The organism is Pirellulales bacterium (assembly GCA_019636345.1).
Taxonomy (GTDB): domain Bacteria; phylum Planctomycetota; class Planctomycetia; order Pirellulales; family Lacipirellulaceae.
Genome location: JAHBXQ010000010.1, coordinates 65,019 through 87,209 on the forward strand (window position 1 = coordinate 65,019; position 22,191 = coordinate 87,209).

Genomic DNA, 22,191 nt, shown 5'->3' on the forward strand with positions numbered 1-22,191 from the left:
TGCGGCGGCTCCGATTGGGGATTGCGTCGAACCTGGCGCGGGATAGGAGGATTCGGCAACGTCGCAAGCGACGTGCATGTCGCGTGCAAGCGGCTCGTCGCAGCTTGCGATTCTCCCCTTATACTTGCTCGCAAGAGTCGACTCAATTTTTTTCTGACAATTCGAAACAAGTTGCAGGCAAGAATCCGAGTCGCGCGTTGGCGCATTCCTCAGCGTGCATCAGGTCTTGTTGCGCGTGAGACTCGACGCGATCGTTTTGTCTTATCACGGTCGTCGCCCTTTCTCATCGAGGCGCCGCGACGCTGTTGCAACATTTCGAAATGCTCAAAACGCAGCGGCGATGCGCGTCGCGAGCTTCCAAGTCCTAGTCGTCATTAGCGTTACGATCGGACCGGTTGGAATGCCGGATTCCGCAAACCCCCCTGCGTGGGGGGAGTTTGAGCGATCGCCGGAATGCCCCGCTGCGAGGGGGGGCTATGGTTGTTTGAATATCCCTGCGCGTCCCGAATCGACTCCCCCCGCCGTATTCCCTTGAGCAGCGATGAGCGACCAGCAGCGCATTGCCAAGGTCGAATCGGAGCGCGGCGAGCCGAATCAAGGCTCCGACGCCGTCCGCCGTCTCGGCCCGGCGATTGAGGAAGCCTTCGGCGACCGCTTCGTGCCGGTCGGTCTCCTGCGCGAGACGGCCAGCTATGTGGCGCTCGAAGCGCGCCAGCGAGATGACGGCGCGCGCCGCGTGATCAAGGCGTTTCCCGAGTCGCGCATGCCTCCCGGCGTGCGGCTGCGACTCGACCGCGACCTGCCGCTGTTGAAGCGGATCGAGAGCGACTGCCTCGCCAAAGTCGTCGACTGGGGAAGCGCCGCGGACTGGCGGTTCGCCGTCTTCGCGCGCGTCGAGGGGAGCACCCTCGAGGAGATCGTCCGCCGCCGGCCGTTGGACGTGCTCCAGACGCTCGGCCTTGCCGAGCGAGTTCTGCAGGGTCTCGGCCAACTCCACGCCGGACAGACGCTCCACGGCAACGTCAGCCTGAGCAATCTCGTGGCGCCGGACGACGATCCGGCCCAAGCCGTGCTGGTCGGCATCGGACCGCCGGCGGCCGTCTTCATCGAGTACTGCGACCAGCGCGACGCGCTGCGACTGGCCGAGACCATGCCTCCGGAATGGGCCGGCGCCATTGAACAAGATCCGGGCCCCTGGTCCGACCTCTATTCGCTGGGGATCGTGCTGTACGCCGCGGCGACGGGCAAGCCCCCGTTTCACGGCGACGACTTGGGGCAGGTGCTGTACGAGCACATGACGGCTCCGGCGCCCGACCTCGCCTCGCGCGGCGTCGCCGCGCCCCGTGCATTCGAGGAGTTCCTGCAACGGCTCTTGAAAAAGGATCCCTCGGCCCGCTACCAGACGGCCGAGGCTGCGCTGGCCGACGTGCGCGCCCTCGCCGAGCGGTTGCGCAGCGGCGAGACCGATCCCGCTGTGATCATCGGCGCCCGCGATCGTCGGACCTCCCTCTCGGAACCGGCCTACGTGGGGCGCGAGGCGGAACTGCAGCAGATTCGCGAGATCCTCGCCGAAACCAAGATCGGTCAGGGGGGACTGCTCTTGCTCGAGGCGAACTCCGGCGGCGGCAAGAGTCGCTTCCTGGCCGAGGCCTCGCAGCTCGCCCGGCGCGAGAATATGTGGGTCCTCAAAGGGCAGGAAACCCACGACGTCGGACGCCGCACGCTCCAATTGCTCGAAGGGATCGTGGCCGGCGTTCTCGCCCGGGCCGAGGCCGACGGCGTTTTCGCCGATCGACTGCGGACGCAGTTGCAGGACCAGCGGAGCGCCCTGGCGGCGATTCTTCCCAAGCTCCAGCCTCTGCTCGGCAAGGGCCCGCTCAGCAAGGGTCCCGAGCAATTCGGCGAGGCCCGCGCCTTGCGCGCCTTGACGGCGTTGCTCGACGCGCTCGGGTCGGCCGACTGCCCGGCGGTCGTCCTGCTGGACGACTGCCAGTGGGCGGACGATCTCGCGCTGAAGATGATCCAGCACTGGAACGCCCGGCGTGACGCCGCGACGACCGACAACCACGTCCTGGTGATCACGGCTTTCCGCTCCGAGGAGGTCGACGACGACCACCTCCTCCGCCGGACCGAAGCGCGGGGACGCATTCGACTGGCCGGCATGTCCGATCGCGAGCTTCGCCAGCTCGCCGAGTCGATGGCCGGCGCCCTCCCCGAGGAAGCGCTCGAAGTCGTCGTCCGCTTCGCCGACGGCAGTCCCTTCATGGCCTCGGCCGTGCTGCGCGGGCTGTTCGAGTGCGGCGCCCTCCGCGCCGGCGAGAACGGATGGCAAGTCGACGCCGAGGCGTTGCGGACCTGCCAGTCTTCCGAGGCCGCCGGCACGCTGCTGACCAGCCGCGTCGCGTCGCTCGGCGCCGACGCGGTCGAGCTGCTCTCGATTGGCGCCGTGCTGGGCAAGGAATTCGACCTCGAACGGGTCGCCAAACTGGCGTCGATCAGCACCAGTCAGCTTGTCGAGAGTTTGGACGAGGCGCGGCAAAAACGCCTCGTCTGGATGCGACCCGACGGGACGAGCTGCGTGTTCGTCCACGACAAGATCCGCGCAGCGGTGCTCGAGCATCTCACCGAGCAGCGGGCGCGCTACGTCCACCGGCGCGTGGCGGTCCTCCTGTGCGAAACGCCGGGCGCCTCGGAGGCGGACGTCGCCTACCACTTCGACGCCGCGGGCGATCCGAAGTCGGCCCTGCCGTACGCCCTGACCGCCGCGACCGAAGCCCGGGGACGCTACGCCCTGGCGATCGCCCGGCAGCAGTACTTGATCGCCGAACGCGGGGCCGCGGAGACCGACCGCGCGACGCGGTTCCAGGTGCTCGAAGGCCTGGGGGACGTCGATCTGCTGCAGGGTCGGTACGAGGACGCCGCGCGATCGCTCACCCAAGCCAGCGTGTACGCCGAGGGCTGGCAAGCCCAGGCGGGCATCCGCGGCAAGCTGGCCGAGCTGTCGCTCAAACGGGGGGACATGGAGCAGGCGGTCACCGAGGTCGAAGCGGCGCTGCGCATCCTGGGGATCTATGTGCCGAGGAACTTCGCCGTTTTCACGCTGATGTTCCTCGTTCAGGCCGCGACGCAGGCGCTGCATACCCTGGCGCCGCGGTTCTTCCTGCATCGTCGGCGCCGGCTGCCCGACCCCAAATCGCGCCTGCAAATCAAGCTGCTCAACGGCATGGCGCATGCGTGCTTCTACGCCCGCAGTCGCGTGGTCATGCTGTGGGCCCACCTGTACTGTCTGAACAAAGCCGAGCAGTTTCTCCCCTCGGAGGAACTCGCCGAAGCGTATGCGTCGCACGGAATCGGCGTGTCTCTGTACTCGCTCTACGCGCGGGCCGACGTTTACTGCCAGCGCTCGCTCGAAATCCGCCAGTCGCTGGGCAACGTTTGGGGACAGGGACAGTCGCTCCACTACTGGGGCATCGCCCTGTACACGGGGTCGCGATTCCACGAATGCGTCGCCAAGTGCCGCGAGGCGGTCCGCCTGCTCGAACGGACCGGCGACTACCAGCAGGTGCATACGGCCCGCTATCAGATCGCCGCGTCGTTGTACCATCTAGGAGACCACGCCCAGGCGATCGAGGAGGCGGACCGCAATCGCCGCTCGGGGCTGTTCACGGGAGACGCCCAGGCCGCCGGGATCAACCTTGAAGTCTGGGCCCGGGCCGATCTCGAAAACATCCCTATCGACGCGATCCTTTCCGAACGCACGCGCGATCGGTCCGACCCGCAGGGAACCGCTCAGGTCGCCCTGGCGTACGCATTGTGGTTGATCACGCAGCAGCGCGAGGCGGAAGCGGCCGACGAGCTCCGCCAGGCCGTCCGCATCACGCATGATCGGGGAATCAAAAACTCGTACACGCTGCCGCTGTTGACCTGGCTGGCCGTCGCCTTGCGGCAAGCCGGACAGCGGCAAAGTCTCTACTCCCCCCGGCGCCGGATGCGCCTGCTGCGCGAGGCGCGCCGCGCCGCCGCGGAGGCCGTGCGAGCCTCGTGGATGTGCAAAAACGACGTCCCGCGGGCCTTGCGCGAAGGGGCGCTGGCCAGCGCAATGATCGGCCGCCCGCGGCAGGCCCGTTGGCTCTTGGCCCGCAGTCTCAAATTGGCCAAACGGCAGCGGGCTCGCTACGACTTCGCGCTGTCGCTCATCGCCCTCGGAGAGATTGGCGCCGATCTCGGCTGGCCCGACGCACAGCGCCGACGCCGCGCCGGCTTGCGACTCAAAAGCCAGCTCGATCTGCGGTTGCACGAGGGCCGCGGGGGCAAGCACCACGCCGACGAAAATGCGTCGCTGTCGTTGATCGACCGATTCGACACGGTGCTCGATTCAGGCCGCCGTATCGCCTCGGCCCTCGAGGAAGCGGCGATCTACGATCAAACCCGCGCCGCCGCGCTGCGGCTCCTGCGCGGCCAGGAGTGCGTCGTCTGGGAACTCGACGGCGACGCCCCGCGCCAGGTCTCGGCTGCGTCGTCGGGCGAGTCGCCGACCACGGTCGATGCGCAGATCGTCGAGAGCTATCGCGTCGCGCTCGGCGACGCGCCGCCGACGCCCCTTGATCTACGACAACTGGCCGACGGCCAACCGGTCGCCGGGTCGTGCCTGGCGGCGCCGGTGTTCGTTCGCGGCGCCCTGCGGGCCCTGCTGGTCGTCTCGCACGAAGAGCTTTCGGGCCTCTTCGGCGAGAACGAGCTGCGGCTGGCGTCGTTCGTCGCCACGATCGCGGGTGCGGCGCTCGAAAACGCGGCCGGTTTCCGCGAACTCCAAGAGCTCAACCTGACCCTCGAAAGTCGCGTCGCCGAGCGGACCGCCGCCGCCGAGACCAAGACGCGCCAGCTCGCCGAGTCGTACGAGGAACTGAAGCGAGTCGCCGACGAGCTCAAGCTCAAGGAAGAGCAGCTTCGCATCGCCAAGCTCGCCGCCGAGGCCGCCAGCAACGCCAAGAGCCAGTTCCTGGCCACCATGAGCCACGAAATCCGCACCCCCATGAACGGCATCCTGGGCATGGCCGAACTCGCGCTCCGGTCGCCGCTCACCCCGCAGATTCAGTCGTACGTCACCACCGTCAAGCAGTCGGGCGAGGCGCTCCTCACGCTGCTCAACGACGTCCTCGATTTGTCCAAGATCGAAGCCGGCAAGATGGAACTCGAAGAGATCGAGTTCGATCTCCGCCAGGTCGTCGGCGACGCCGTCAAGCTGATGTCGGCCGCCGCGACCAAGAAACGCCTCGAACTGCTCTGCGACGTCCCCGCGCGGGCCCCCGCGACGATCGTCGGCGATCCCAGCCGCCTGCGGCAGATCATCGTCAACCTCGTCGGCAACGCGATCAAGTTCACCGATGCGGGCGAGGTGCGCGTCTCGATCGCCCTGGTCCCCAAGCTGCGCGGCGGGGGCGTCCTCCGATTCGCCGTCGCCGACACCGGCCCCGGCATCCCCCAGGACAAACAACAGCACGTCTTCGGCGCCTTCCAGCAAAGCGACGGCTCGACGACCCGCAAGTACGGCGGCACCGGGCTGGGGCTCTCGATCTCCTCCGAACTGGTCGAACTGATGAAGGGCCGCATCTGGCTCGAAAGCGAAGTCGGCGTCGGCACGACCTTCTTCTTCGAAATCCCGCTCAACGTCCCCGGCGGGCGGATCGAGCCCGGGCAACCGGCCGACGCGCTCGAGGGCGTGCGGGCCCTGGTCCTCAGCGGCCACGCCCCCGCGCTGCAGCTCTACGGCGATGCGCTCCAGCGGAGCGGAGCCGACGTCGTCCGCCTTGCCGATCTCAGCCAATGGAACGAAGCCGCTTCCCCCGGTCGCGACGTCGATGGGGTCGGTGGAGAGACGCAACGTCGCATCGCGGTGATCGACCTGAGTCTCGTTGAGGAGGACCGCCTCGCCGCGATCGCCGCCTGGCGTCCGGCGGCTGAGGGCGGCGCGTGGCAGACGATCTGGCTGTCGCCCATTGATTGGCTCAGCGACGAAGCCGAGCCGCTGGACGGACTCGTGCTGACCAAACCGGTGCTCGGCGCGCAGCTCGTCCAGGCGGCCCGGCAACTGCTGCGAGGCGAGGACGCAGGGGCCGACCTGCTCGGGGCGGCCCAACCGGCCGGGCCCCGGCGACTGCTCAACATCCTGTTGGTCGACGACAGTCCCGTGAACCAACAGGTCGGCGTCGGCCTGCTGCAAACCCTGGGGCACACGGTCGCCACGGCTGATGACGGGTTCCAGGCCCTCGAGCGCCTGCAGGCCGACGCGTTCGACGTCGTGCTGATGGACCTGGAGATGCCGGGGATGGACGGCTTCGAGGCGACCCGCCGCATCCGCAGTCTGGAGTCGAACGCGAAGAACTCGACGCCGGTGATTGCCATGACCGCCCACGCCGTCGCACAAGTCCACCAGCGATGCCGCGAAGCGGGCATGAACGCCTGCCTCACCAAGCCCGTCCGTCCGGCGCAACTCTTCGCCGAACTCGACGCCGTCGCCGCCCGCCTCCCGGCGGAACCCGCGCTGGCGGAATGAGTCCTCCGAACATGAGCCGACCGACGCTAACCGCTGCGAAGCTTGATCGAGGCGTTTATGGCAGCTCGCCGGCGGTCAGCGCCGTCCGCTCATGGTCTTGGGACAATGCCTAATACTTCACCGTGAACCCGGCCGAGAGCGCGTCCGCGGAGATCGTGCTCGTGACCGACGACCCCGGCACGGCCCCGATGCCCGGCAACACCCACGGGCCGGTGTTCGAGGACTCAAAGGCGTGCAGGTACGCCGCGTGGAGCGTCGCGTTGCGACTCACGCGCAACGAGGCGCCGACCGACACGATGTGCTCCAGAATGAGCGGCGAGGCGATGTTGAAGAACGTGTTCGCGTCGCTGATCGGGTTTTCCTGGTAGCTGTAGCCCAGCCGCATGACAAGCCGCTCGGTCGTCTGGATCTGCAGCGCGGTCGAGACGGCGAAGATGTTGTCCCACCCGAGTCCCGTCGCGTTGCCGAACGCCGTGTAACCGGCCGGGCGAAAGCCGTTGGTGTTTTTGTAATCGACGTACCGGACGTCGGTCGCCCAGAGGACGTTCTCGAAGCCGCGGTACGAGCAGCCGGCCGAGACGATCATCGGCAGATTGAGGTCGAGCTTGTCGAGCCGCGGGGCGCCGACTTCGTCGGTCGTGAAGAACCGGAAATCCTCGAACCAGGTGGGCGATTTGATCGACGAACCGAGCGCCCAGTCGCCGCCCGGATCGTAGTACACGCCCAACTGGACCGCTCCGCCGTAGTGGTATCGCGTCCCCATGCCATCGCGGTAGGTGAACGCGGTGTCGCCGTTGGCGTCGTCGGGCGGCGCCAGGAACAGCGGCATCGCGTCGAGCGAACCGATCGCCAGGATCGGCGAAAAGCCGACCGACAGCTCGGGGGTCAACTGCAACGACGCAGCCGGCGCCACCTCGAACACTTGCAACTCGGCGAACACGCGCCCTAAACCGCTGGGTTGCGGCGCGAGGATGGGGTTGGTGAGGCTCGACGGGTAGTTCGACTTGAACCCCGCCACGCCGTACATCCCCAGCCCCAAGGTCAGCGGACTGTCGTCGAGACGATGGACCCACCCGACCGACGGGATGAGCGAAGCCCCCGCCTCGGCGTCGGTCGACCCGCTCCCCGCAAGGGGAAACGTGGATGACAGGTTCTCGGTCATCAAGAGCAACTCGGCGCCGACGGAGACTTCCGACGAGCGGAAGCCCGACATCGTGGCCGGGTTGCGGTACACGGCCCCGGCGGCGTCGACCGGCGCGGCCGTGCCGACTCCCGCCATCGCGCGATTGACCGTCCCGACCCCCTGCATAATGATCCCCTGCGCTTGGGCCGAAGCGCAGCAGGCCGCCAGGGTTGAGAACGACAACAAGCCGAGAACCGCGCCCGAAGGGCGCCTACGACGTGTCTGGCGCATGTGCGTACTCCAAGTCTCTTCGCCTCCCCGCGTCGTCGGGAATCGACGCGGGCCGCATGGTGATGGGCAACGCGCTAGATATCGGCTGATCGGCGATCCGGCAGAACGCGAACAAGCGGCACGATCGGCAGAATCCGATCGGCGTGAGCCGGATAATCGGCAGAGTTTCCCCAGAGTCGCGTCGGGCGCCCCCCCGCCGCGGGAATCGTCCCCCTGCTAGCGAAGCTGGCGACGGCGAGCGATGCGCGCCGCGCCCTCAGTCCTGCTGCATGAACTTCGCGTTCGCCGTCGTGTCCTTCGGCCCGAAGTCGTACACGCGGTACTGCTTGTTGATCTTCGCGCCCCCCTTTTTAAGCGTCTTGTAGCTCAGGTCGTTGCTTTCCAGCACCCACGAAAACTCGGCCTCCTCGATGCCCCACTGCATGGCGTCGGGGACCAGCCGGCTGACCAGCGCCAGACCGATGCCCCAGCTTTGGTACTCGGGCAGGACGTTCGTGCTGATCAGCCGCACTCGTTTGATCGCTCGCTTGTTGCTCAGCAGCTTGATGAAACCGAAGGGGAACAACTTGCCGTCAATCTGTTTGATCCGCGGGTTGTAGTCCAGCAACCCGAACATCGTGCCGACCGGCTTGCCGTCGATCTCGCCGATCGTCGTCAGCTCGGGGACGATCATCCGCTTCATCCCCGCTGCCTGCTTCTTCACCTCGCCGTCGCTCATGGGGACGAAGCCCCAGGTGCTCACGAGGCTTTTGTTGTAGATGTCCAGAAACGTGCGAATCTCCGCGTCGAAGTTCCGCGGGTCCATCCGCCGGCACTTCAGGTTCATCCGATCGAGCACGCTGCCGGCGAGGTGGCCGATCTGCTTGGTCACCTGCTCGAGCATGCTCACATGGCCCCAAAACGCGAACATGTCCTGGGCCTTGCGGAAGCCGTACGCCTCGATCAGCCGCGCGTAGTACGGCTTGTTGTAGGTCATCATGAACCAAGGGGTGTCCTGGAACCCGTCCAAGAGCAGCCCCAGTTCGTAGTTCAGCGACGGGTTGACCGGGCCGCGAATCGCTTCGATCTCTTGCGCGGCGAACCATGTCCGGGCGTGGTCGAACAGGGCCCCGCTGACCGCCTCGTCGTCGATCGACTCGAAGAATCCGAAGAACCCTCGTCGTTCCTTGTACCAGTCGTTGTGCGCGTGGTTGACGATCGCCGACAACCGTCCGACCGGCCGGCCGTCGCGGAGCGCCAGGAAGTGCCGCATCTCGGCCTGGTCATGGAACGGATGCCGATGGAACCCCAGCAACTCCTTCTGGACGATCCGAATCGGCGGCACCCAGAACGGATCGCCCGCGTACAGCTCCCACGGCAGGTGAAAGAATTGCTTGCGCAGGCGGCGCGAATCGACGGGGACGACTTCCACGGCAGGCATGGCGACAAACGGGGCAGGAGACCGGCGACCAAGGGGAACGTTTTGCGAGCCCGCCAGCATACCGCAACGGCGCCTGCCCGACGATCCGGAGTTTTCCGCGGGAAGCTCGCGTCTGTGAGCATCCCCGCGAACGCCTTGGTACAATCGGCTCCGGCGAAACCGCACCTTCTCCTGCTTCTCAACGACGAGCCGCTCATGATGCGCACTTGGCTTTACGTCGCCGCCGTTGGAACGATTCTGGCGAGCTTCGAGCTGGGATTCCTTCAAGCCGCGGCCCTCTCGGGGCCGCCGCAGCAAGTGATCGCCTCGTCGCTCGGCCCAGCCGGCGAATACAACGGCAATCTCACGTACGTCGCCCAGTGGTTCTCGGGAATCACCCGCAGCGAGCTGGCGGTCCAGTTCACGCCTGTCGACGGCGACTACTTGCTGACGACGACCCGGCTCGCATTGTTCAAACAGTTTGCAGGAGCGCCGACGCCGCGGCTCGATCTCGCCGAGAGCGCCGGGCGCGTCCCCGGCGCGGTCATCGCGTCGCGTTTGTTGGAAAACGTGCCCGTCGATCCGCTGACGGTCGATCACACCGAGTTGTACGACGTCGATTGGTCGCCGCTGGGCCTTCGCCTTCGCCAAGGCGTGTCCTACTGGTTGGTGCTGGGGCAGACCGCGGCGAGCAACTTCTCGGAGCTGCGCTGGTTTGTCAACGGGATCGGCTCGCGGGCGCTCTGGGCCGCGCGCGATTTCAGTCAAACGACTGGCGCGCCGAATCCGTGGGTCAACAACGATTTCTTCACCCTCGAGATCCCCGCGTTCAGCGTGTCGGGCACGCCGATTCCCGAACCTTCGCCAGCGATCGGCCTGATCCTGACCGCCGCAGGCGCAGTGATTGTTCGCCGCGGACGACGCCTTCCGAACGAAGCGTCGACACAACCACGGCCGCAGCCCGAAGGTTAGGCTCCGCGCAGTTCGATCGGCAGCCGGTCGATCTTCGCCGCGACAATGAAGTCGTTTTCCGACAGGCCGCCGATGGCGTGAGTCCACAACTCGACCGACACGTTCCGGTATCCCTCGATGTGCAAGTCGGGATGGTGCCCGTCCTCTTCAGCGACCTCGGCGCAGCGATTGAAAAAATCCATCCCGGCCATGAAGTTCTTGACGGTCCAATCCTTGCGAATCCGCTGCCCGTCGCGGGTCAGCCGCCACCCGGGCAACTCGCTGAGCTGAGCCGCGGCTTGCTCGGGGGTGAACGGCTCCACTCCCCCTTCGCAGGGAAGGCACTTCTTGCGGGTCAATTGATCGCACGACAGGGCGGACATCGCGGCAGCCTCCGAATTCGGGGGGGCGGTTGATTTCGGGGAGCGGTCGATCTGCGCAGCCCTGGCGCCGTGCCGAGGCCGACGCTGGCGACCGAATTTGCATTATCTCCCTCCGCGGCGAGAATGAACAGATTCACGGACGAGCCCCCCAGGCGAGCAGAAATGTCCTGGGATGGAAAACAAATTTCATGCAGAGAGGCGCGAAAACAACCGCCGTGCAGTTTGCGCAAACTCGCCGAGGACGCTAAAAGCCCGATGTCGCCTATCCCTCCTTCTTTCACCGGCCCCGACGACGAGCGGCTTAGGCTTGTCGAAGAGCGGCTCACGTTTCAGCAGAAGCTGATCGACGACCTCAACGCGGCGATTCTCGCCCAACAGGGGGATTTGGGGCGATTGCGGCGCGAGCTCCACGAATGCCGGGCGGCCCTGGAGCGACTCGCTGCCGCGGGCTCCGAGGGGGACGATCTGCCGTACGAGAAGCCGCCGCATTATTGATACTTGGTCTTCGGATTCTCTATAGAGCGGACTATAGAAGAGTCACTTGAAGTGAAACCCCCTGATTTTGCGAGTCGCGTGCCATCGCAATTCTTCGCCTCCCCCTCGTCTTGGGGGATTGCCCCAATCTGGGCGAACCGTCATCGTAACTTTTCGGGTGTCATCGGCATGACGCCCTGGCGCCAACGTTCGTCGTCTCGCGTCGAGCCGTAACGACTTGCGGGCACATGCTCTGCGGCTCCTCCTGTCACGAGTCGACGTACAGCGCATCTGTGAATTGGACATCCCGGTTCGAGTTGGGCGATTCCGCCTGAGGCGGAAAGATCGCCGAACACTGGACCATGTGGTTCGCCGCGAACCGCGGATGTCCGTTCACGGGGTCGCCGTCGGCCTGCCCTGCGATCGCGCCTCAGGCCTTCGATGCACGCCAGGGAGAAACATCCGATGCACACGGTTCCTGCCGAGTCGGACGCCCATGCGCCGGGGCAGCGCCTCCGGCTCGGGACGGCCGTCGCTCCGTGCATCTCCCTCGCCTTGGAGAGCAAGCTGGACGACGAGGCCGTGGGGGTCTGGCTGCAACGGTCGTACCCGGCCGTGCGGATCGTTCCCGGCGTTCGCGCCGATGCAAGTCACGATGCGCCGCGACCGCCGGAGGCGGACTTGGCGATTCACGACGCCGTCGGGATCGCCATCGGCGCGACTCGCGCCTCGTTGTGGCGACGGGCCCAGGTAGGGACTCGGCTGCTGATCCTCGATCGGCTGCCGCGCGAAGCGATCATGCTCGCCGTTCTTCCCCACGCGGGCGTCAGTTACCTCTCGCGCCAAGCCGGGCCCGAGGCGCTTGCCTCGGCCGTTGCGACGATCTTCAATCTCGACCAGCGCGTGTTCGATCCCGAGTTTGCCTTCCGGGTGCTGCGCACGACGCGCGGCTACCGCCTGCAACCGCTGGACGAGGGATCGATTGCCGGACTGACCCCGCGCGAGATCGACGTGTGGCGCGAACTGGCCCTGGGGCTCAGCGTCGCCGAGTGCGCCGAGAAGCTCCAACTCTCGTCGAGCACCATCGACAATCACCGCTCGCGACTCATGAAGAAGCTCGGGCTTCACAAGGCCTCGCTCCTCACCCGCCGCGCAATCCGCGACGGGCTGATCGAACCGTAGCCGAGGGCCGTGCGGAGGCGGCGCGAGCGGCGTGCTCACGCGAATTGCCCGGGGATCCGCAACTCGGCGAACCCCCTCGGGATTCCGGCGGTCCTTCCGAGGTGGTGCGGCCCGCTTCGTTGCGAGCTAAACTAGAGTGCTCGTACCGCTTCGTGCGGCTCTGATTCGGCTCCGGGGATGTTCGTGATGCGCGCTGCGCTTGCCAGTCGGTTGTCTTGGTTGCTTCTTCACTTCGCGGCGGCCAGCGGGATTGCCCTAGCTCCGGCTTGGGCCGGCGAAGGTCTGCAGGTCTGCCGAGACAACGCCGCCGCCCGGCTCGACGACGGCGAAGTCGACGCCGCGGAACTCCGCACGCGCCAGTACGCTCCCGACCGGCTGGCGGACGTGTTGCACATCAAGCTCGACGTCACCCCCGACTTCCGTCGCCGCACGATCGGCGGCACGGCGACGCTGCGGTTCGCCCCGATCGCCCAGCCGCTGACGACGCTCAAGCTCGACGCAGTCGACCTCGACGTGTCGGCGGTCCGTTCGTCGCACGCGGTGCGCGACTTCTCGGTCGATCGCGAGCGACTCGCGATCGTGTTCGCCGCGCCGATTCCCGTGCAGGAAGAAGCGTGGGTCGAGATCGACTACGCGGCCGAGCCGAAGCTGGGGCTTTACTTCCGCACCCGCGAAACGGGCGTCCCCGAGTCGGACGAGCACGTCTGGTCGCAGGGCGAACCGCACGAGGCCCGGCACTGGTACCCGGCGTTCGACTATCCCAACGAGCGTTCGAGCACCGAAGTCGTGCTCCACGTGCCGGCCGATATGACTGCGCTCTCCAACGGCCGGCTGGTGAGCGAGACGCCGGAACCGGCGACCGACGGCGGCGCAACCCCGCTGAAGCGGGTCCATTGGCTGCAGGAGAAGCCGCACGCCAACTACTTGCTGTGCATCGTCGCGGGCCGGCTGGCGAAGATCGAGAAGCAGCTCGGCGATCTGCCGTTGGCGTTCTTCACGCAGCCGTCGCTCGCCGAGCACGCGGCCAACTCGTTTGCCGACACGGCCGACATCATCGAGTTCTACCAGCAGGAAACCGGGGTGCGCTACCCGTGGGACAAGTACTACCAGACCACGATCGCCGACTTCATGTGGGGGGGCATGGAGAACACCTCGCTGACTACGTTGACGCAGGACACCTTGTTCTCCGACGCGACCGAAAACGTGTACGCCAGCCGCGGCCTCGACGCGCACGAGACGGCTCACCAGTGGTTCGGCAACTACGTCACGTGCAAAGACTGGAGCCACTTGTGGCTCAACGAGGGGTTCGCCACCTACTACACGCATCTGTACGAGGGGCATAAGCAGGGCCGCGACGCGATGCTGTACGGGCTCTATCTCGACGCCCGCGATCGGGTCCTTTCCAACGGGCACGACCGGCGGCCGATCGTCTATCGCCAGTACAAGCGGCCGTTCGAGCAGTTCGACTTTCGCGCTTATCCCAAGGGAAGCTGGCTGCTCCATATGCTCCGCAGCCAGTTGGGCGAGGACCTCTACCGCCGAGCCGTTCACACGTACTTGCAGCGCTACTCGTGGCGATCGGTGGCGACCGACGACCTGCGCGACACGTTCGAGGACGTCACGGGGCTGACTCTCGATCGGTTCTTCGACCAGTGGGCGTACCATGCGGGGCATCCCAAGCTCTCGATCAAGTACAAGTGGCTCGCCGAAGAGCGGCTCGCCCACGTTCATCTCGAGCAGAAGTGCTCGAACGACGCCGGGGCTCACCACTGGTTCCACTTCCCCGCGACGCTGAGATTCGTCGTCGCCGGGAAGAAGGTCGACGAAATCGTGACGATCGACTCGGCCGAACATGACTTCTACGTGCGGTGCGACGAGGAGCCGACGATCGTGCGGTTCGATCCCGAATACACCGTGCTCGCTGAGGTCGAATTCGACCTGACGGAGAAGATGCTGCTTGCGCAGCTTGACGATCGCGAGGACATGGTCGGTCGGCTGCTGGCGTGCGAGGCGCTCGCGAAGCGAAAGACCCAGAAGTCGGTCGAGGCCTTGCAGCGAACCCTCAACGAGGATCCCTTCTTCGGCGTCCGCAAGGAAGCGGCTGAAGCGCTCGCTTCGATTCGCACGGACGAAGCGTTCGCGGCGCTGCTTGCCTCGCGCCGGCAGCCTGACGCCCGCGTGAGGCACAAGACGGTCCAGACGCTCGGCCGGCATTACCGCCCCGAGGCTCGGGCCGCGATGCTCGAGGTCGCCGCGAACGAGTCGAATCCTGCGATCGTCGCTTCGGCGATCCGCGCCCTCGGCAAGCACGGCGGGCCGGAGACGCACGCCGCGATCCGCGCGGCGCTCGCTTCGCGACACTTCGGCGACGAAGCGGTCGGCGCCGCGTTTCTGGCGATCAAGCGACTCGGCGACCCGGCGCTGCAGCCCGATTTGATCGCGACGCTCTCCGAGCGCCGCGACGAACTGCGGGTGCGCCATCTGCGCACCGGCCTTGGCGCCCTCGCGGCGATCTCGCCGAACGAGCCGCACAAATCTCAGGCGTACGACTTGCTGTGCGAGTTCCTCAATCACCCGCGGACCGAATTGCAGGCCGTCGCGGCCCGCGAGCTGGGCGCCCTGGGGGACAAGCGGGCCCGCGCGATTCTCGAGCCGCTCGCCAAGCGAGCGCAGGGGGACCGCGTCGCTGAAGCGGCCGCGGCCGGATTGAAGGCGCTCGACAAGGCCGCTGCGGTGAATCCTCGTGAGGTCGCCGAGCTCCGCAAGGGGTTGCGCGAGCTGGAGAAGGAGCAGAAGGAACTCGCGGAGCAGGTGAAGGAACTCAAGGGCAAAGCGTCGGCCGAAGACTAGCTCGCCCTGCGCGATCAGTCTCCCCCGCCGCACCCTCCGCAGCCGCCGCCTCCGCAACCGCCCCCTCCCCCGCCGCACCCGCTGCCGGAGCACCCCGAACTGCATCCGGAGCCCCCTCTGTTCCGCGGGGGTTCCAACATGTGCGCGATGGTCGTCATGCCCAACGCGGACGTCGCGAGCGTCGACAGCCCGAACAGCCCCATCGCGTACGCTTGTTCGCGCGGCTCAGCGACCTCGAAGCGAGTTCCTTGGGCGAGCTCGCTGTACTGATTGCGCAGCGAGCGCAACAGGCGATCGCCCCGACGGGTGCGCCGCACGGGTCGCAAGAACGTCGCTCCGATGACGGCCGCGCCGAGGCACAGAAGCGCCAGGAACAGCACCGGCTTGTTCCGGTTGAGGCCGACGTTGATTTTCGCGACGCCGAGCGCGACGACGCCGAAAACCACGAGCGCCGGCAGCAGCGTCGCCGCCAGTCGTCCCATCGAGCCGGGGACGAGCGCTTGGTCTTCGAGCTTGGCGCCGATCTTCGCCGCCGTCGGCAAGCCCGACTTCATCGCTTGGTCGATCGTCGCCTCGCCCCGCGCCTCGATCCCGCGATAGACGGCCTGCACCAGCGGGTGAAGCTCCGGCGGTTCCTGTTTGACGATCTGCAGCTTGCGATCGTCGTTGGGGACCGCTGCCGCGACGTCGGCCAGCATCAACTCGGCCAGCGCAATGCGCGCCGCTCCCTGCTCGCCCGAGGCGAGGACGGCCGTCTCGTAGGGGTCGAGCTCCGGCAGCGGAGCGAATTCATCTCCCCCCGCGAGCGCTTTGCGCAGCACGAACGCCGCCAGCGTCGCACACGCCAGCAGAACGGCGTAGAACCCCAAGAAGCTCGGCCCCGGCATATCGAGCGGGTTCCATGCCGCCCCGGCCAAGGGAACGATCGCTGCGGCGCCCACGGCGAGCCAACCCTTGGCGCACCGGGCGACATGCGCGGCGAGCTCGCGCACCGGCGGCTTCGGCACGATCCAGCAGCGACTCGGGTCGACTTCGCGTGGACGGCTTCCGGCGGCGAACCGCTCGTCGACCGAGGGCCAAATCGCGCGCGGAGGCTGGCAGTCGAACTCGGCCCGATACGTTTCGAGAGTCGCCGCGTAGATCCGCCGATGATAGTCGAGCTGCGCGCCGCCTCCAGCGGTCGGATCGTGGTGCAACGGCCCCCCGAGCACCCGCCCGCAAAGATCGTCCCAATAGGATCGCGTGTAACACAGATGAAGGTGCCACGCCGCGTCGACTTCTTCGGACGGGCACGCCGGCTCCGTCGCCGCGGTCGTCAGGTAAAGGAACCGCCGATACTCTTCGACGACTCGTTGGGCGTCGCGAAGCGACCACCCCTTTTCGCGAGCCAGCCGCACCGAGAACGGCGTCTCGGCGCCGGGATCGTCCAGCGGAAACGCGGCCAGCTTGGTCCACAACGAAGGCTTCGACAGCGGCATGATCGCCTCGCCATTGCGGTGCAGCGACTCGCCAAGCGCGAGCGAGTCGGCGTCAGTCTACCACAGTCGCCCAAATGCGCGTCACGCCAGTCTGGAATCGAGATCGGTTTCGGCGCACGAATGCCGTTGCTGCGCGCCGGGGGAGAATGCCCTGGTTCGCTCGACAACCGATGCGGTCGCGGACAAGCGCGTGGCAGCCTCATGGGGAGCTGACGCTCGCCGTGCAGCGGCGTCCTCGCTGCGCAGATCGTTAGCCGCGGCCGGCGGCCAACAGCCAAGCGTCGTCGGCGGGGGTGAACGTGATCGGCGTCCGCGGGAGCGCGGCGAGGTCGAACTGCTCGGCGAACTCGGTCGCGGCGAGCTCGCGCCGGGGCCCGAGGCCGCACCACGCGGCGACGAGACCGATCAGTCGTTCGGGGGGCACGCCCCGCTCGCGGTAGCGGCTCGCCCGGGTGTCGCCGTGACGCTTGGCGAGCCGGCGGCCGTCGGCGCCGACGACCAGCGGCACATGCCAGTGCCGCGGGGGCGGACCGAGTTCGAGCCGCTCGTAAAGCAGCCGCTGCCGGTGGGTCGAGCCGAGCAAATCGTCGCCGCGTACGACGCAATCGATCCCTTGCCGGGCGTCGTCGACGACTACGGCAAGCTGGTAGCTGGGGAGCCCTTCCTTAGTCGCGACGAGAAAGTCGCCGGTCGTGGCGCTGACGTCGTGGGAGTGCCGGCCGGCGAATTCGTCGACGAACGTCGTGACCCCCGCGGGAGCGATCAACCGCCACGCGGCTCCCTCGACGTCAGCGGCTGAAGCCTCCGCGCCGCCACGGGCCGGGGACGCGCTTGGTCGGCACGTGCCGGGGTAACGCAGCTCGTGCTCGTCGCCGTGCGGGGCGCTCATTGCGGCGGCCTCGATCTCGCGTCGCGTGCAGCGGCACGGATAGGCCCAGCCCCGCTTGACCAGCCGCGCGAGCGCCGCGCGATACGGCGCCAAGTCGGCTCGTTGGTACGACGGACCGTCGTCCCAATCGATCCCCAACCAGCGCAGCGTTTCGATCGCCTCGGCCGCGGCCTGGGTTTTGACCCGAGGACCGTCGAGGTCCTCAATGCGCAGCACGATGCGCCACCCCTTGCGGCGCGCGAGGGCCCAGTTCGCCAGGAATGTTCGCACGTTCCCCAAATGCAACGCGCCGGTCGGCGAAGGTGCGAGGCGCGTGCAGGACATATGCGGGCGATCAGGCGTTCGGAGTTCAGCCGTCAGTGGTCAGCGATCAGCCAGAAGCGAGCCGCTCGACCGATTGCCGACGGCCGAACGCCGACAGCCCGGCGTGAAGCTAATTCCACCCGTCCTTCTTGCGCCCGCTCTTGCGCTTCTCGCCGACGGTGAGAGCGTCGGCCAGCGAACTGATCTTGTACTTGATCGCCAATCGAGTGACGATCGCGGCCTTGTCGGCGCCGAGGACCTTCATCGCGCGGGCGCGGTGGTTGTCGACCGTGCTGGGCGAGAGGCCGAGGATGGCCCCGGCTTCATCCATCGTGCATCCCAGCGAAACGAGGCGGACGACCTCGCGTTGCCGCTCGGTGAGTCGAGCGACGCGATTTTTCATGGTGTCGGACATGACGGGCGAACCCCGCTTGCGCAGGGCGATCCAAAGAAAGTGAAGTGGATGGCGCCCGTGCTTAATTATCACGATTCGGGCCTAGGTGACAACACTCCCAGCGGAAACCCGCGAATTGCCTTGGCGGAAAAACCGCAGTGCAAGCCGGACAGGGAAGAAACCCACGACGTCCGCGAACCGCCCTCCGATTCGTGCGGCCGAGGCGAAGTGCGGAAATTTCGCCTGGAAATGCGCTTCGACGGGACAAAACCGTATGGACGGAAGCGCTTGGCGTTTGTCACGCGCTATTTTCCGTTTCGTTTCCCGTAGATTTGCGCACGGGCCGATTCGCGGCATGCCGTCAGCCGGGGACCTCACCGATTGGCGACGCAGGCCAGCACGATGCGAATTTCATCGTAGGGGACCTCTCCCTGGAGCTTCTCGAAGATCGGTTTGAGCCGCTCTCCCCCGACCTCCTCCGCGGCCGTCTCGATTCGCACGGCGAGTTGCGGATCGATCCATGGGCTGGAGTCCATCAACTGCTCGTGCTGAATGAAATCGAGCAGGTACTTCACCGCCGTCGAGCGGACGCGGCCGAGACGCTCGGCGACCGCGTCGACGTTCAGGCCTTGTTGAAACAATTCGAACGCCGGCAGCGACGACAGCGGCGGGACGAGCGCCTCGTCGCCAGGGTCAAAGCGGCGCACCGCCGAGCCCTCGTCCGGCGCGATCGCGTCGGTCTCGACCCCCGCGGCGGTGCAGTGGTCGACGATCGCCTCGACGAACGCACGGCCGTAGTCGTCGCGCTTCTTCTCGCCGACCCCCTTCACGTCCAACAGCGAGTCGAGCGACGCGGGTCGGCGGCGGGCCATGTCACGCAGCGTCGCGTCGCTGAACACCACGTAGGGAGGGACGCCCCGCTCGGCGGCGAACTCCAGCCGCAATTGGCGCAGCTTCTCGAACAGCTCGCGATCGACCCCCTCCCACGATTCGGCGCTTGCCGCGCCTGAGCCGCTGCGTCGCGCGGCGGCTCGCTTCGTCTCGGTCGGTTTGAGCAGTTGCGGCGTCCGCTCGCCGCGGAGCAACTCGCGGCCGTCGGGGGTGATCTCGAGCGTGTTGTACTCGCCGACCCGCCGCAGATAGCCTTGTCCGACGAGCTGGTCGATCCACTGCCGCACGCTTTGCAACCGCTGGTCGGCAAGCAGTCCGTAGGTGCTCAGCCGGTCGTGCCCGCTCGCGAGGATTCGCTCCTCGGTCGAGCCGACGAGAACCTTGGCTGTGTAATCGGCCCCGTAGCGCTGATCGAGCCGGGCGACGCACGACAGGATCTTTTGCCCCAGTACGGTCGGGTCGGCCACTAGGTCGACCTCCTGCAGGCAGACGTCGCACGCCTCGCAGTCGGGGCGGTCGTACTCCTGGCCGAAGTACTCGACGATCGACCGGTGGCGACAGCCGGCGCCGTCGACGAATCGGCTCATCGCGTCCAGGGCCCGCAATGCCCCGGCGGCAGCCTCGGGGCCGTCCCCCTCGATCATTCTCCGCCACAGAACCGCGTCGGCCCCTGACGCCAGCAGCAGACAGTCGGCCTCGAGCCCGTCCCGCCCGGCCCGGCCGCTCTCCTGAACATAGTGCTCCAAGCTCTTGGGCATGCCGTTGTGGATGACAAATCGGACGTTCGATTTGTCAATTCCCATGCCAAACGCGACGGTCGCGACTACAATGTCGATACGCTCCTCGAGGAACGCGTCCTGGTTGCGGTGGCGGACGTCGTCGCTCAGCCCCGCGTGGTAGGGGGCGGCTCGATGGCCCAACTGGGCGAGCCCCGCCGCCGTTTTCTCCACTTCTTTGCGGCTAATGCAGTAGACGATCCCCGACTCGCCCCGCCGCTGCTCGACGAGCCGACTTAGCTTGCCGAACCGGTCGCTCCCGCCGCGCACGATGCGGTAGGTCAAGTTCGGCCGATCGAACGAGCCGACCAGCATGACCGCGTCGGCCAGTCCCAGTTGCTCGGCGATGTCGCGCCGCACCGGTTCCGAGGCCGTCGCCGTGAAGGCGTGGACGCTCGCCCCCGGGAAGACCTCCTTGAGGATCCGCAGCCCGCGGTACTCGGGGCGAAAGTCGTGCCCCCACGCGCTGATGCAGTGGGCCTCGTCGATCGCCGCGAACGTCACGTTCGCCGAACTGAGAAACTCCAGCGTGCGCGACATGACCAGCCGCTCGGGCGCCACGTACAGCAGCTTCAACTCGCCGTTGCGAACTTGCGCGGCCACGTCGCGGCGCTCCGCGTCCGACAGGGTGCTGTTGATCGCCGCGGCCGGCACGCCGCATTGCCGCAGCGCGTCGACTTGGTCCTTCATCAGCGAGATGAGCGGCGAGACGACCAGCGCCAGCCCGTCGCGACAGACCGCGGGGACCTGAAAGCAGAGGCTCTTGCCGCCGCCGGTGGGGAGGACCGTCACCGAGTCGCGCCGCCCCATGACGCAGGTCATCGACTCCCGCTGCAGCGGCCGAAACGCGTCGTAGCCCCAGTAACGCCGCATGGCGTCCAGCAGCGTTTCGGCCAACGACGAACCCGAAGAACCCACGGCAGCCACGATTGCTTCACCTCGCCTCGCGAACAGTCGCCTCGCAAACTCCGACCATGGTACCGCCTGACCGCCGTCCAAGCCATGCAACCGGCAGAATCGTCCTCCGCGAGTCCCGCTGGCGCCCCCCGTCGTCTGCCGGACAGTCGTTTCCCCCGCAGCCGCCAAACACAATGAACTTCGTCTCCGTCACCCCGAAATTCGCCGCCATGACGCCCAAGACACGTATGCCAATTCGCCGATTCCTGGTCCTCGCCCTGCTGCTGGTCGCGCCGACGCGCGGCATGGCGTTCAATCTGCAGTTCACGCTCGTGGACAATGCGCTCGGCTTCACGCCGACCCAACGGGCCCTCGTCCAGGAAGCGGTCGACCGGGCCGAGGCGATGTGGGAGACGGTCCTCCGCGGTTACCAGCCGGGGATCACCATTCCGGTCGTCCCGATCACGGTGATCCCGACCACCAGCGGGCTCGCGTCGGCGACGTTCAGCAGCACGACGAGCCAAGGCGGATTCACGCTCACCACGAGCGGATTCGTCAACATCAACGTCAACGAGATCGTCAACTTCTCGAACTGGCAGGGCCCCGGAGCCAACGGGCTGAACTTTCTCGACGAGCTAATTGCCCACGAGGTCGGCCACGCGCTGGGAATCGGCACGCTGTGGACCGCCAACGGGGTCTACTCGGGCAACTTTCAATACACGGGTCAATACGGCGTCGCCGCGTACCAGGCCGAGTTCGATCCGCTGGCGACCTTCGTCCCGGTGGAAAACGCCGGCGGGCCCGGCACCCCTCACTCCCATTGGGACCAGATGATGCGCTCCAGCGGCGAGGCCGGCGATCCCAACGGACCGGGCGGCCCGTGGGTCCTCTCGCCGCTGACCGGCGTGGTCGACCCCTGGGGCCGCGACCGGGCTTTCGAACTGATGACCGGCGCCATCGATCCCGACCACATCGAACCGTTCGTCAGCCGGACCACCGTCCAGTCGATGCGAGATCTGGGCTACCTCGTCAACGAGTTCGAGGACGTCAACGGCGATGGCGTGATTGATCATCTCGATCGGGACGTCATCCTGGCCAACATGGGCGCCATGGGCCTGCAGGTCGACAGCATGCGCTTCGGCGACGTCAATCGCGACCGGACGGTCGACCACATCGACCTCGCGCTGTGGCGCGCCGCCGCCGGCGTGCCGGAACCGGGGACGACGATTCTTGCGCTGCTCGCCGCGACGGGATTGCTCGTTCGCCGCAAGAGCTCAGCCCCGGGCTCCGCCCGGGGGTCTGTCTAAGCTTTGTCCCAAAAGGATGAGCGGACGGCGCTAGCCAGGCGGCGAACTGC

Annotated in this window: 13 protein-coding genes; 6 read left to right on the plus strand and 7 right to left on the minus strand. The window is 66.9% G+C overall.

The genetic code is table 11. The features are described 5' to 3' along the window. Positions 1 to 541: 541 nt before the first annotated feature. Positions 542 to 6,553, plus strand: a complete 6,012-nt coding sequence (locus tag KF688_18275) for a response regulator (protein MBX3427632.1) — start codon at positions 542 to 544, stop codon at positions 6,551 to 6,553. 109 nt (positions 6,554 to 6,662) lie between these two features. Here KF688_18275 and KF688_18280 read toward each other — a convergent pair whose 3' ends face one another. Together KF688_18280 and KF688_18285 are read right to left on the minus strand one after the other, a co-directional pair. Further along, a complete protein-coding gene (locus KF688_18280) occupies positions 6,663 to 7,919 on the minus strand; it encodes an outer membrane protein transport protein (GenBank protein ID MBX3427633.1) in 1,257 nt (418 codons plus the stop codon). 304 nt (positions 7,920 to 8,223) lie between these two features. Further along, complete coding sequence (locus tag KF688_18285; protein MBX3427634.1) at positions 8,224 to 9,387, minus strand: GNAT family N-acetyltransferase; 1,164 nt, start codon at positions 9,385 to 9,387, stop codon at positions 8,224 to 8,226. A 195-nt stretch (positions 9,388 to 9,582) separates the two neighbouring features. Here KF688_18285 and KF688_18290 point away from each other — a divergent pair, with 195 nt between their 5' ends. Further along, positions 9,583 to 10,338, plus strand: coding sequence for a PEP-CTERM sorting domain-containing protein (locus KF688_18290; protein ID MBX3427635.1), 756 nt, complete (start codon positions 9,583 to 9,585; stop codon positions 10,336 to 10,338). Here KF688_18290 and KF688_18295 read toward each other — a convergent pair. Next, positions 10,335 to 10,700, minus strand: coding sequence for a 4a-hydroxytetrahydrobiopterin dehydratase (locus KF688_18295; GenBank protein ID MBX3427636.1), 366 nt, complete (start codon positions 10,698 to 10,700; stop codon positions 10,335 to 10,337). The two genes, KF688_18290 and KF688_18295, sit on opposite strands and share 4 nt — an antisense overlap. Before the next feature lie 255 nt (positions 10,701 to 10,955). Here KF688_18295 and KF688_18300 point away from each other — a divergent pair, with 255 nt between their 5' ends. From KF688_18300 to KF688_18310, 3 genes are all read left to right on the plus strand, one after another. Continuing rightward, entirely contained in the window at positions 10,956 to 11,195 is a 240-nt protein-coding gene (locus tag KF688_18300; protein MBX3427637.1) for a SlyX family protein, read from the plus strand. A gap of 444 nt (positions 11,196 to 11,639) precedes the next feature. Further along, a complete protein-coding gene (locus KF688_18305; protein MBX3427638.1) occupies positions 11,640 to 12,356 on the plus strand; it encodes a response regulator transcription factor in 717 nt (238 codons plus the stop codon). A 186-nt stretch (positions 12,357 to 12,542) separates the two neighbouring features. Next, the gene (locus KF688_18310) at positions 12,543 to 15,206 is read left to right on the plus strand and encodes a M1 family metallopeptidase (GenBank protein ID MBX3427639.1); all 2,664 of its coding nucleotides are present in this window, start codon (positions 12,543 to 12,545) and stop codon (positions 15,204 to 15,206) included. Positions 15,207 to 15,220: 14 nt separating this feature from the next. Here the strand turns inward: KF688_18310 and KF688_18315 are convergent, their stop codons facing one another. The 4 genes from KF688_18315 to recQ form a co-directional block, all read right to left on the minus strand. Further along, positions 15,221 to 16,684, minus strand: a complete 1,464-nt coding sequence (locus tag KF688_18315) for a TIGR04222 domain-containing membrane protein (GenBank protein MBX3427640.1) — start codon at positions 16,682 to 16,684, stop codon at positions 15,221 to 15,223. Between the two features lie 250 nt (positions 16,685 to 16,934). After that, positions 16,935 to 17,897 carry a tRNA glutamyl-Q(34) synthetase GluQRS gene (gluQRS, locus tag KF688_18320; GenBank protein MBX3427641.1) on the minus strand — a complete coding sequence of 321 codons (963 nt, stop codon included), beginning with the start codon at positions 17,895 to 17,897 and terminating at the stop codon, positions 16,935 to 16,937. Positions 17,898 to 18,006: 109 nt separating this feature from the next. Beyond that, complete coding sequence (locus KF688_18325; GenBank protein ID MBX3427642.1) at positions 18,007 to 18,291, minus strand: helix-turn-helix transcriptional regulator; 285 nt, start codon at positions 18,289 to 18,291, stop codon at positions 18,007 to 18,009. Positions 18,292 to 18,644: 353 nt separating this feature from the next. Continuing rightward, on the minus strand, positions 18,645 to 20,810 hold the full coding sequence (gene recQ / locus KF688_18330; GenBank protein ID MBX3427643.1) for a DNA helicase RecQ: 2,166 nt from the start codon (positions 20,808 to 20,810) through the stop codon (positions 18,645 to 18,647). Between the two features lie 254 nt (positions 20,811 to 21,064). Here recQ and KF688_18335 point away from each other — a divergent pair, with 254 nt between their 5' ends. After that, positions 21,065 to 22,141: a PEP-CTERM sorting domain-containing protein gene (locus KF688_18335; GenBank protein ID MBX3427644.1), complete on the plus strand. Its 1,077-nt coding sequence runs from the start codon at positions 21,065 to 21,067 to the stop codon at positions 22,139 to 22,141. Positions 22,142 to 22,191: the final 50 nt, after the last annotated feature.